This is a genomic window from Flavobacterium johnsoniae UW101 (genome assembly GCF_000016645.1).
Lineage (GTDB): Bacteria > Bacteroidota > Bacteroidia > Flavobacteriales > Flavobacteriaceae > Flavobacterium > Flavobacterium johnsoniae.
The window spans coordinates 3,123,062-3,135,079 of record NC_009441.1; the positions used below are offsets into that span (position 1 = coordinate 3,123,062).

Genomic DNA, 12,018 nt, shown 5'->3' on the forward strand with positions numbered 1-12,018 from the left:
GAAATAACTGAATTGAGTTAGACTGCCTAAAATTATTTATAATCTTTATTGTGTTAAAAATATGATTTAAATTTAAAAAAGCATCTGCGAGCTTCAGTTACATTATTTGAATTTAAATGAAATTTCTATTTCAGTTTTAATAATGTAAAATATTGATAATTAGAATTGTAAAACAGGATTGAACAGGACAGTCTCATTTGGTCTAATGGCTAATTTGGTTATAACTATTTAACCATTATAACCAAATCACTATGAGAAAAACTACCTCAAGTTTTAAGCTTATGCTTAAAATTTTTATGAATTGCTGGCTGATTGTATCTGCTGGAAATGTAAAAGCCCAGACTCTGGCATTTCCGGAAGCAACGGGTTTTGGCCGATTTACGACCGGAGCGCGCGGTGCGGCAAATCCGCAGATTTATTTAGTAACTAATTTAAATGACAGCGGTCCGGGTTCGTTTCGTGATGCTGTGAGCCAGGAAGGAAGATTCGTGATTTTTAAAGTTGGCGGTATCGTAAATCTCCAGACTCAGGTTGTGGTTGCCGCTAATACCACTATTGCAGGACAAACGGCAACAGGCGAAGGAATTGTATTTTTAGGCCCAAGAGTTACCTTTACCGGAGCGAGTAATACAATTGCCCGATATCTTCGTATTCGATACGGCGGAACGGCTCAAAATCAAGATGCATCTGGATTGGCAAACGGTGCCAATATGATTTTTGATCACATGACTTTTACCTGGGGAACCGATGAAGTTTTTTCAATTAACTGGGATAACAAAGGTTTAAGTCCGGATAATATTACGATACAAAATTCGATCATAGGGCAGGGACTGCATCGACATAATCATTCGGCAGGAGGATTGATTCAGCCTTCTGGCGGAAAAATAAGTTTAATAGGCAATTTATACATCTGTAATAAAACCCGAAACAATAAAATTAAAGGTATTAACGAGTTTGTAAATAATGTGGTTTACAATTGGGGAAATTACGGAAACACCTACGGACACACAGAGTCTGGCGATGCCTACATTATGGGCGGCGATTCTGCCGGAAGTTCAGATGTAAATATTATCAATAATTATTTCATTGGCGGTCCTAATACAAGCAATACCGTTTCTACGCCTTTTAATCGCGGAAATGACAATTTCTCGTTGTATGGATCTGGAAATTATTTTGATAATAATAAAGACGGAGTACTGAACGGAACTCTGGTTCCGTCAGATTTAACAGGATATCCAACAGGAAATGCCTCGACCATTCTTTCTGCGCCGTATGATTATCCAATGAAAAACACCACTTTAACGGCTCAGGATGCTTATAATAAAATTGTTTCGAGTGTTGGAGCGTCATATCCAAGAAGAGATCAGGTTGACAATTTAATGATTTCTGATTTGATGTCTAAAGGAACAACAGCATCGTATGTGTATGTGCAGACAGATTTAACAACGCAATTTGGTTTTACAAACGGAGGCGCAGGACACGTTTACGGCGCGCCGTCACCTTTAGATTCAGATAATGACGGAATGCCGGATGCTTGGGAAGATGCTAACGGATTGGATAAAAATAATAGTGCCGATGCTTTGGCTGTAAGTACATCGCATTCGCCGTATTTTAATATTGAAGTTTACATTAACGGTTTGACGAATGTAACCCCGCCGGATTTTATTATGCCGCCTTCAAATGTCAATTTTACTAATGTGGTTTCGACTGAAATACCGCCATCGAGTTCGTTTACTATAAATTGGAATGATAATGCAGGAAACGAAACCAATTATGTTTTAGAACGTTCTTTAAACGGAACTGATTTTACGGTTTTAAGTACTTTAGGACCAAATGTAACGACTTACAATGAAGTAAATTTAGTACCGAATACGCAGTATTTTTATCGTGTAAAAGCAATAAATGCGACAGAATCATCGGTTTATACCCAAGTTGTTTCTGTAACCACACCGCCAATTCCGTCGGCGCCAGCCAAAGTAACAAATCCAACGCCCGTTAGCGCTGTTTCGAATGTAGAATTATCAAACGGTAATTTGACTTTAAAGTGGAGCGGAAGTTCTAATACCACAACATATTCTGTTTATTTTGGAACAAATACTTCAAGCCTGAATAAGCTGGCAGATGTGCCGTATTCAGCCAGCCCATTGTATCAGGTTACAGGTTTAAATTCGGCTGTAAATTATTATTGGAGAGTAGATGCGGTAAATGCCAAAGGAACAGCAACAGGCGATGTTTGGAGTTTTAGCGCCTTAACGCCAAGTCTTGTTGGTCATTGGCCGTTTAAGGAAGCTGCACTTCAGGGAGAAGAAATTGCAGATATTTCGAGTTATGCCAATCATGGAATTTTAGATCCTGATTTTGATAATGCAAATGTAAGAGTAGCAGGAAAAGCCAATAATGCGATCGATTTTTCGACTTCTGCCAATAACAAATCGATGGTAAATATTCCAAATCAGGATTATTTGCTGTTTGATAAAAACTCGTTTACGCTTTCATTTTGGATGAAAGCTGCACCGGCTTTACTGCCAAGTTCTTCTGCCACGAGTATTTATGTTTTGTGCAAAGGTTCTTTTACAAAAAATACAACAACAGGTGCTACGGGAAGAAGATATAATGTTGAGATTAAAGGAGGCCTTTTGCGTTTTGCAATTGATGATGATAAAACGAAAAAAGAAGTAACTACGGCTGCAGCCAAATATTTTACAGACGAATGGGTAAATGTGGTCATTATGAGAGATATTCCGGCGCATAAAATCAGGATTTATACAAACGGTATTTTTTCTGCCGAATTGGATGAAACAGCCGTAACCGGAATTTCTGAAGAAACGGATTTGATTATTGGAAATATCGGCGAAATTGAGTTAACATCCGGAACGGCTCCAGCGCCCTATAAAGGACAATTTGATGAATTACAGATTTTTAATTATCCTCTAAATCCCACAGAAGTTGCTGCCTTGTTTACACAGGATTTTTTAAGCACAAATAAATTTAATCAGGGAAAAAGTATCGTAAAAGTATATCCAAATCCGGTGAAAGATCAAATATTTATTACTGTTCCAGGTCATACATTTGCATCGGCAACCGCTTCATTAAGTGATATTACAGGAAAAACGATTATTAGAGAAAAAATCATTTCTGATGAAAACGGAGTTTTTACTTTGAATGTTGGAAATAGAAAAATAACCGGGCTTTATATTTTGAATATTTCGGGAGAAAATTTCAGCACTAATTTTAAAGTTTTAGCCGAATAAACAGCAGAAAAAAATCCAAAAACATAACTCTAAATTATGTTTTTGGATTTTATATTTTTTAAAACTTAAAGTCCAACAAAATCATCGCTTTTTGGGAAAATACTTAAAGCCTGAATTGCGATTTCAGGAGTTGGAGAAGCCAGTTTTCTTAGTTTTGTATCCATCCATGCTCCATCAACGGTAATGGTGGCGCAAAGTGTGTCGTCTTCTCTTCTAAACTCATGAATAATTGACCAGCGGGAAGCATCGGCCTTCATTTTTGATGTTTTAGTATGAATGAAGATTTTGTCTGAAAGTTTTAATTCTTTTCTAAAAACACATTCTTCTCTAAATAAAACCGGTCCAAAACCCTGCGTTTGCATTACTTTTAAAGTTAATCCTAATTCTTCAAGGATTTCAATACGATGTTGTGCGCCAAAATCGTAATAAGCGCTGTGGCGCACGTGAAAATTGGGATCAAGATCTGACCAGCGTAAAGATATTTCTTTTATAAATGATGCCATTTTGTAGTTGTAATTTTAATGAGAATCGAAATTACGAATAAAAAATAAACGAATAGCATGAAATTGCTATGCGTGCATATTTTTTTTATTTTTTTTCTAACTTTTCTAAGATTCTATTTGTTCTGGTTTAGAGTTTAATTTTTTAACAATAAATGGAAGTGTAAGTCCCTGCCCAATAAGCGTAAAAAGCACTACGGCGACAGAAATAAAAATAATTGCGTTACGTTCAGGAAACGGATTTCCGTCTTCAAGAAACCTTGGAAGCCCAATGGCAATGGCAAGTGATACAATACCGCGCATTCCTGACCATCCTAAAATTATACTGTTCTTAAAGTCTAAAAGAGCATCTTCGCTGATTTTTCTTCTTCCTTTTCGATTTTTTTGAAACGCTTTTTGAAGATTAATTTTTTGAAGAAATATCCTTACGAATCGTATCAATAAGGCAACGATGGTTATAATGAATGCATAGCCAATATAAGGTAATATCATATCATCTTCAATATCCTTTAATACATATCTAAAATTAAGTCCAATCAGGATAAAGATTAATCCGTTTAATAAAAAGATGATAATATCCCATAAACTTCGGGAACTGTTTTTTAAACTTTCAGGAAATATTTTTTTGCTGAAACGCGCAATCGCCAACCCGGAAATAACCACGGCAATAACTCCGGAAACATGTAAATGCTCTGCAATTAAATAAGTTACAAAAGGCATTAAAAGCATGAAACTAATCGTGACATTTGAATTTTTGTGGACTTTTTTTAAAATAACAGCCAGAATTTTTGACATTACAAATCCTGCCAGAAAACCTCCTCCTAATAATAAAATAAACTGCAGTGCTGCCTGCCAGATTATAAAAGCAGATCCCAGTACGGCAGCAACAGCAAATCTGTAAGCTACTAATGCCGAAGCATCATTTATCAAACTTTCGCCTTCAAGAATGGTAATGGTTTTATGAGATATTCCTAATCCTTTTGTGATACTTACAGCGGCAACGGCATCGGTTGCAGAAAGAATAGCTCCGAGTACAAATGCGAGAGGCCAGGTTATATTAGGAATCATATAATGAGCCACAACAGCAATCCAGAATGTAGTAAGAAAAACTAAAGTAATGGCTAGTGTGCTTATCGTATTGATATTGGTTTTGAAATCTTTAGGAGAGATATTAAATGATGCATCATATAATAATGGCGGCAGAAATAATAAAAAAATAATTTCAGGATTGATTTCAATTTCGGTCATCGTTGGAATAAAACCAATGGCAATTCCCACAATCACTAAAAGAATAGGGTAGGGAAGTTTTGCTTTATCAGCAAAGGCAGATAGTCCGATAACAATGGCAAGTATGAATATAATGATGCTGTAATTTTCCATTTTTTAGATTTAGAAAAATGCTAATGTAATTAATTTCGGTATTTAATTAAAAATATTCTGATTTGGTAAATGTAAAAGTTCTAATGAAAATTATTGACTTAGCCCCGATAGAAGCGGCATCCTTTTATGGCGTTGTTCGCCATAAAAGATACAGCGGAGAGCGGGAAACAGCTCCTGAATAATGACATGGAAATTAGTATTATGCCACGAATGTCAGTCTTGAAAAATGTCATGTTGTCAGATGATTATTAATGTGTCAATACCAAAACTGACATTTTACTTTGGTTTTTTATATTGGCACAAAGATTGACTTATGCCACCTGAGTTATAAAAAAATAAATCAAAATTAAATATATAAAAAATGGGTAAAATAATCGGAATTGACTTAGGTACGACGAACTCTTGTGTTTCTGTAATGGAAGGTAACGAAGCAGTTGTTATCCCTAATGCAGAAGGAAAAAGAACGACTCCATCTATCATCGCTTTTGTTGAAGGTGGCGAAATTAAAGTAGGGGATCCTGCAAAAAGACAAGCAGTAACGAATCCTACAAAAACGATTGCTTCTATTAAACGTTTTATGGGACACACTTTTGCTGAAACTCAAGATGAGGCAAAAAGAGTTCCTTACAGTGTTGTAAAAGGTGACAACAATACGCCGCGTGTGGATATTGACGGTCGTTTATACACTGCTCAAGAATTGTCTGCAATGACACTTCAAAAAATGAAAAAAACTGCTGAAGACTATTTAGGTCAAACAGTAACTGAGGCAGTTATTACAGTTCCTGCTTACTTTAACGATGCTCAGCGTCAGGCTACAAAAGAAGCTGGTGAAATCGCTGGTCTTAAAGTTATGCGTATCATCAACGAGCCAACTGCTGCTGCACTTGCTTACGGATTAGATAAAAAAGGAAATGATCAAAAAATTGCTGTTTACGATTTAGGTGGAGGTACTTTTGATATCTCTGTTCTGGAATTAGGAGACGGTGTGTTTGAAGTATTATCTACAAATGGTGATACTCACTTAGGTGGTGATGATTTTGACCAGGTTATTATTGACTGGTTAGCTGACGAATTCAAAACTGAAGAAGGTATTGATTTACGTTTAGATCCAATGTCATTACAGCGTTTAAAAGAAGCTGCTGAGAAAGCTAAGATTGAATTATCATCTTCTGCTGAAACAGAAATCAACTTACCATACGTAACTGCTACTGCTTCTGGACCAAAACACTTAGTGAAAAAATTATCTAGAGCTAAATTTGAGCAATTATCTGATACTTTAGTAAAACGTTCTATGGAGCCAGTTGCTAAAGCATTAAAAGATGCAGGTTTATCTACATCTGATATCGACGAAGTAATCCTTGTTGGAGGTTCTACTCGTATGCCAAGAATCGCTGACGAAGTTGAAAAATTCTTCGGTAAAAAAGCTTCTAAAGGTGTTAACCCTGATGAGGTTGTTGCTATTGGAGCTGCTATTCAAGGTGGAGTTTTATCTGGAGATGTAAAAGATGTATTGTTACTTGACGTAACACCTCTTTCTTTAGGTATCGAAACTATGGGTGGTGTATTGACTAAATTAATCGAATCTAACACAACTATCCCAACTAAAAAATCTCAAGTATTCTCTACTGCTGCTGATTCTCAACCATCTGTTGAAATCCACGTATTACAAGGAGAAAGAGCTATGGCTGCTGATAACAAAACTATCGGTCGTTTCCACTTAGACGGTATCCCGCCAGCACCAAGAGGAGTTCCTCAAATCGAAGTAACTTTCGATATCGATGCTAATGGTATCATCAAAGTTTCTGCAACTGACAAAGGAACAGGAAAATCTCACGATATCCGTATCGAAGCTTCTTCTGGATTAACAGCTGAAGAAATCGAAAAAATGAAAAAAGATGCTGAAGCTAACGCTGATGCTGACAGAATTGCAAAAGAAAGAGCTGAGAAATTGAACGAAGCTGATAGTACTATTTTCCAAACTGAATCTCAATTGAAAGAGTTAGGAGATAAATTAACAGACGATCAAAAAACAGCTATTGAATATGCTTTAACTGAATTGAGAATGGCTCACCAATCTCAAGATCTTGATGCAATCCAAAAAGGATTAGACAATGTAAATGCAGCTTGGAAAACAGCTACAGAAGCAATGTACGCTCAAGGTGGTGACCAAGGTCAACAAGCTGCTCCACAACAAGAGCAGTCAGGAGACAACGTAGAAGACGTTGAATTCGAAGAAGTCAAATAAGTACTGATTAACATCAGTTAACAATAAGTGTTAAACCGCTGTAAACGTAAAGTTTACAGCGGTTTTTCTTTTTTATGCATTTTTGTTTCTGCTGTTTTTTAATCGTTTTTTATCATATATTTGTACCATATTTGTACCGGCACTTAAAGGGAGACAAAGTGTCCCTTATGTACCCTTATAGTACCTTAATTAGGCGACAAAGGCGATGAAAAGAAGAAATAAACAATGTCTTAACTGCGGGGAGGAATTTCTGCCCAAGACCGTGGCTTCTGTCTACTGCTCACATATTTGCAGCAAAAAAGCATACAAACGGAAGATTAAGCTGCTTAAAATTGAAGACGAGGTCAAAGCTCTGATAAATAAAATACCCGAGAACAGAGCATTTATTTCTGTTCCTGAAGCTGGCATGCTTTTTGGCATTGCGAAAAAGACCCTTTACAGGCTTGTCGGCCAGGGAAAAATTCCTTCAGTCAATCTTGGAACCCGTCTTGTAAGGATCGACCGCAGAGTCATGGAAGGGATGTTCGGCCCTGCCCGAAGCCTGCCGCAGGCTGAGAGCGCACCGAAGAAAAAATTATACAGCCTTGAAAAAGAAGACTGCTATTCGATTGGTGAAATTGCTCAGAGATTTCAGATATCGGAAGGTTCTGTCTACAGCCATATCAGGAAATATTCAATACCTACCAGGCAGATCGGAAAGCATGTATATGCTCCAAAAAGCGAAATTGATAACTTGTATAACGGAAATGATTTTATATGAAACAATTAGCAAAAACCAAGGTGACTGTGCGCCTGCGAAAAGCAGAAGACCGAGAGGAATGGTATGTCTACATAGAAAGCTATCCTGTTGAGGTTTCCGGAAGGAAAACGCCACAGAGAATCCGTGAATACTTAAACAGAACCGTAAAAACCGTGGAGTGGGACAAGCAGAGAACCGCCCGTACAGATTCCCAGGGCATAAAATCCTATAAGCCCAGACGCAGCGATAACGGAATAATAATCACCAGAAGCGAAACCGACCGTGAAATTATGCTCTATGCCGACGGAGTGCGTAAAATCAGGCAGAAAGAATACGATAATACAGATCTGTACAGTGATGCCGAGAACCTATTGGCTGAACAGAAAGAAAAAGCAAAAGAGGATTTTATCAGATACATTGCCTCTGTGGCAGCAAAAAGGCATGCCCGAAGCTCAAAATCCATTATGATCAATTGGGAGCGGACCATAGAGTTTTTAAAAAGCTATTCCAAAGGCAGGCTGGTGTTTTCCCAGATTGACAGCAGAATGGCGGAAGATTTTAAGCTGTTTCTGCTGGCTGCGCCGCTCGGAGGAGGCAAAAAAGGGATACTTTCCCGCAACACTGCAGCAAGGTATTTTTCCATATTTAAAGCTGCTTTAAAACAGGCCTTTATCGACGGATATCTAACCGTTGATTTGTCTTCAAAAATAAAAGGCATACCTGAGCAGGAATCAAGACGCGAATATCTTACCATTAAAGAATTGAACGTGCTGGCTGAAATGCCCTGCGAAAAAGATGTCCTTAAAAGAGCCGCGCTTTTCTCAGCGCTTACCGGCCTGCGGCATTCCGACATCCAGAAGCTCCGCTGGAAAGAGATAAGCCTTGAAGACGACATGGCCAAACTGCATTTCACCCAGAAAAAAACAAGGGGTGTCGAGTATATGCCTATTTCTGAGCAGGCTTTGCAGCTCTGCGGAGAGCCAAGACTTCCCGGGCAGCTTGTTTTTGAGGATCTGCCGGACCCGTCGTGGATTTCACGTCCTCTGAAAAAATGGGTTGAATCTGCCGGCATAAAAAAAAACATTACCTTCCACTGCTTCCGACATACATTTGCAACACTGCAGCTCTCAAGCGGGACAGACATCTATACGGTCAGCAAAATGCTGGGGCATACCAACGTAAAAACTACTCAAATCTACGCCAAAGTAATAGATGAGAAGAAAAACAGAGCTTCGCAGGCAATACAATTGGAATCTTTAAAGAAAAGAGCGCAATGAAAATAAAGTACTTCGAATATATTGCAGTTTACCTGTCTGTTTTTTTAGTCTGTGTCTTTGTCGGTGCAATCGGAAGACTGGTGCTTCTGGAAAAAGGTGCGGATGAATATACGGCCGGCGTTTTCTTTTGGATCAGCACTGGATTTGGAGTTTTAATGTTTGCAATTCTAAGTTTGTTTCTAAACGGTTTGGCCGAGAGATTGGTGAATCGTTTTTTGAAGACTGAAAAAAAGCAATCGCCTGAAAGCTTCATTACAAGTGAGGATCTTGTAAAAATAGAAGAAGGGCTTGATAATAATTTAATTACGCCCAAAATGCCTGAAAATAAAAATGCTGCCATTGACATTCAGAAGATAAGGGAGGAGCGGCAAAATGCAGCCAGAAATCAAAAACAGGCCAGAATTGATACAGCCATCCGTTATGCGCATAAGGAGTTTGCGCCGTATGTGTCGGATCATGATCTGGAGCAGTTGGGCAGCAATATACTCATATATGCTGAAGGCCTAAATTTTGAAAAGATTAAACCGGTAAAAGTAAAAGAGCTGTCCAATCTGGATCTGTATCATTTTGGCTGGAATATCTGGAATTATTTTAAAGTCAGCAGACAAGACACAGCCGCACAATTTCTAAAGCTCACTTTTACTGAAGCTTTAAAAGATGTCGAGCAGAAGAGCATTAAAACGCATCTCAAAGATGATGAACAGAAAGGGCTTTTAAAGATTATGGAGGATCTTGCAGATTTTTAAATACTAATAGATATTGGCATTAAGCGCCGTGTTTTTCAAGTGTTTCTGCTTTGAAGAGCGACACAGCAGAAACACTTTTTTCATTTGCACCATAACTGTTAAAAACGATAGCTATGGACATTAACGAAATCTCTTTTGAGAACCTGCCCAAAGCAGTAGCGCATTTAGTGAAAGAAATTGCCGAGATCAAACTTCTGATTCAGAATGTGCAGGTATATGAATCTAAAGAAAAAAGCATTCCTATCGGGGTTGAAGAAGCAAGCAGGCTGATAGGGAAAGCAAAGCCTACAATTTACGGTCTTGTAAGGCAGAGAAAAATCCCGTGCTATAAGTATGGTAAAAAACTTTATTTTTTTGAAGAGGAACTTTTAGAATGGATTTCTAAAGGGAAAAAGAAAACAATACAGGAAATCGAATCAGCAGCATCGAAGTATAAACGTAATTGAAATAAATAGCCGGCAAGGATAGCTTTGCCGTTCAATTAGATCCTCACTACTCTAGAAGGTGCAGCAGAAAGTTGCTAAAAACACCAGTTTTCGGACTCAGAAGCCCAATCGGCGTCTTTTGGCTGTGGTTATAGCACAGAACAGACTTCTGCAAGATTTATGGGAGATTTAAAGGCAGTATCTTAATTTCTCTTCTATCCTTCTGCTTTCAAGATGTTTTTTTAAATAAGCTGCGGTATGTGTATAATTAAATAATTTATCCCTTATTGCCCGTAAATTATTTTAAAGATGAAGACCGAAATGCAATCATATGCAATGCAGTTTGTCAAACTCTTCGATTGTTCTATAATTTAGATATGAATGCCTTCTCTTTTTATTATACCAGTTTTCAATGTACTGGTAAACTTGGACTCTCATTTGTTCTCTTGGAAGAGGCTTATTCCCGTTAATTAGTTCTCTTTTCAAATTGCCGAAAAAGCTTTCGGAAACTGCATTGTCATTATGATTCTGCTTGCGGCTCATACTGCGTCTTACAAATTTATAAGAGTCTAAAGTTTCAGTAAAAATTTTATTGGCATATTGGACCCCTCTGTCAGAGTGAAAAATTAAGTCTTGAGTAATATTCCTGTTTTTAACGGCCATTTCCCAAGCAGGTAAAGTAGTTTCTTTTGTGCTCATGCTGTCTGCTAAACTCCATCCAATGATTTTCCTGTCAAATAAATCCAAGACGATTGTAAGATACAGGAAGCCTTTCTCTGCTGCGATATAGGTAATGTCTGAAACCCATGCTTTAGCGGGCTGATTAATTGTGAATTCCCTGTTTAAGATATTTTGTGCAATATAATGATTGTGAACTGAATCAGTTGTTATAGTGAATCTGGATTTAGCTCTTCGGCGCAGTCCCAGTGCATTCATGTATATTCTAATCTGCGATTCTCCCACTTTAAATCCCCGGCATTGAAGTACTTTTGCAATTTTCCTGTATCCATATGTTTTCTTAAACTCATAATATACCGCTGCAACTTCTTCTTTTAAGAGAATTATTTGAGACTGCTTATCCGATATTTCCTTTTTTTTTAGTTTGTAATAGGCACGCTGGGATATCTGCAGTAATGCACACATTTTACCAATAGGATATTTCGATGAATTATTTTCAATGAATCTTTTAGTCATTACTTTTCCTTGAGCGGCGAACTCACTGCCATTTTTTAAAATCTCAAGTGTAAGCAGCGAATCTTTAATTTTTTTGTTGAGCTCTATAATTACAGCATCCTTCGGTGCTAATTTTAGGTGTTCATATTTTTTCCGCCATTTGCCCAAGCTGGTGCGATTTATGCCGAGCTCTCTCTCGACACTGCTGATCTCCCCCCGCTCAAAACTTAACCTGACGGCCTGCTCTTTAAAATGGTCTTCATATTTTCTTTTCACAGCTTA

9 protein-coding genes are annotated in these 12,018 nt (G+C 37.7%); 6 read left to right on the forward strand and 3 right to left on the reverse strand.

Annotated elements, in window-relative coordinates:
- Positions 1-251 precede the first annotated feature (251 nt).
- Complete coding sequence (locus FJOH_RS13625) at positions 252-3,251, forward strand: LamG-like jellyroll fold domain-containing protein (protein ID WP_123875697.1); 3,000 nt, start codon at positions 252-254, stop codon at positions 3,249-3,251.
- A gap of 65 nt (positions 3,252-3,316) precedes the next feature.
- Here the strand turns inward: FJOH_RS13625 and FJOH_RS13630 are convergent, their stop codons facing one another.
- Positions 3,317-3,754, reverse strand: a complete 438-nt coding sequence (locus FJOH_RS13630; RefSeq protein ID WP_012024695.1) for an acyl-CoA thioesterase — start codon at positions 3,752-3,754, stop codon at positions 3,317-3,319.
- A gap of 105 nt (positions 3,755-3,859) precedes the next feature.
- Positions 3,860-5,131 (reverse strand): Na+/H+ antiporter, encoded by a 1,272-nt coding sequence (locus FJOH_RS13635; RefSeq protein ID WP_012024696.1) that lies wholly within the window; start codon positions 5,129-5,131, stop codon positions 3,860-3,862.
- A 361-nt stretch (positions 5,132-5,492) separates the two neighbouring features.
- Between FJOH_RS13635 and dnaK the strand changes: the two genes are divergently transcribed.
- The 5 genes from dnaK to FJOH_RS13660 all read left to right on the forward strand — a co-directional run bounded on the left by dnaK (position 5,493) and on the right by FJOH_RS13660 (position 10,584).
- Positions 5,493-7,376 carry a molecular chaperone DnaK gene (gene dnaK, locus FJOH_RS13640; RefSeq protein WP_012024697.1) on the forward strand — a complete coding sequence of 628 codons (1,884 nt, stop codon included), beginning with the start codon at positions 5,493-5,495 and terminating at the stop codon, positions 7,374-7,376.
- A 205-nt stretch (positions 7,377-7,581) separates the two neighbouring features.
- Complete coding sequence (locus tag FJOH_RS13645) at positions 7,582-8,136, forward strand: helix-turn-helix domain-containing protein (protein WP_012024698.1); 555 nt, start codon at positions 7,582-7,584, stop codon at positions 8,134-8,136.
- Complete coding sequence (locus FJOH_RS13650) at positions 8,133-9,392, forward strand: site-specific integrase (RefSeq protein ID WP_012024699.1); 1,260 nt, start codon at positions 8,133-8,135, stop codon at positions 9,390-9,392. The genes FJOH_RS13645 and FJOH_RS13650 overlap by 4 nt, the downstream gene beginning before the upstream one ends.
- On the forward strand, positions 9,389-10,138 hold the full coding sequence (locus FJOH_RS13655; protein ID WP_012024700.1) for a hypothetical protein: 750 nt from the start codon (positions 9,389-9,391) through the stop codon (positions 10,136-10,138). Before FJOH_RS13650 ends, FJOH_RS13655 begins: the two co-directional genes overlap by 4 nt.
- A gap of 113 nt (positions 10,139-10,251) precedes the next feature.
- Entirely contained in the window at positions 10,252-10,584 is a 333-nt protein-coding gene (locus tag FJOH_RS13660; RefSeq protein WP_012024701.1) for a helix-turn-helix domain-containing protein, read from the forward strand.
- A 306-nt stretch (positions 10,585-10,890) separates the two neighbouring features.
- Here the strand turns inward: FJOH_RS13660 and FJOH_RS13665 are convergent, their stop codons facing one another.
- On the reverse strand, positions 10,891-12,012 hold the full coding sequence (locus FJOH_RS13665) for an IS3 family transposase (RefSeq protein ID WP_012024702.1): 1,122 nt from the start codon (positions 12,010-12,012) through the stop codon (positions 10,891-10,893).
- Between the last annotated feature and the right edge of the window lie 6 nt (positions 12,013-12,018).

Bases quoted from the DNA above. Each gene is read 5' to 3' on its own strand.
- FJOH_RS13635 (WP_012024696.1), bottom strand. From the start codon at position 5,131: ATGGAAAATTACAGCATCATTATATTCATACTTGCCATTGTTATCGGA.
- dnaK (WP_012024697.1), top strand. From the start codon at position 5,493: ATGGGTAAAATAATCGGAATTGACTTAGGTACGACGAACTCTTGTGTT.
- FJOH_RS13625 (WP_123875697.1), top strand. From the start codon at position 252: ATGAGAAAAACTACCTCAAGTTTTAAGCTTATGCTTAAAATTTTTATG.
- FJOH_RS13650 (WP_012024699.1), top strand. From the start codon at position 8,133: ATGAAACAATTAGCAAAAACCAAGGTGACTGTGCGCCTGCGAAAAGCA.
- FJOH_RS13655 (WP_012024700.1), top strand. From the start codon at position 9,389: ATGAAAATAAAGTACTTCGAATATATTGCAGTTTACCTGTCTGTTTTT.
- FJOH_RS13660 (WP_012024701.1), top strand. From the start codon at position 10,252: ATGGACATTAACGAAATCTCTTTTGAGAACCTGCCCAAAGCAGTAGCG.
- FJOH_RS13630 (WP_012024695.1), bottom strand. From the start codon at position 3,754: ATGGCATCATTTATAAAAGAAATATCTTTACGCTGGTCAGATCTTGAT.
- FJOH_RS13645 (WP_012024698.1), top strand. From the start codon at position 7,582: ATGAAAAGAAGAAATAAACAATGTCTTAACTGCGGGGAGGAATTTCTG.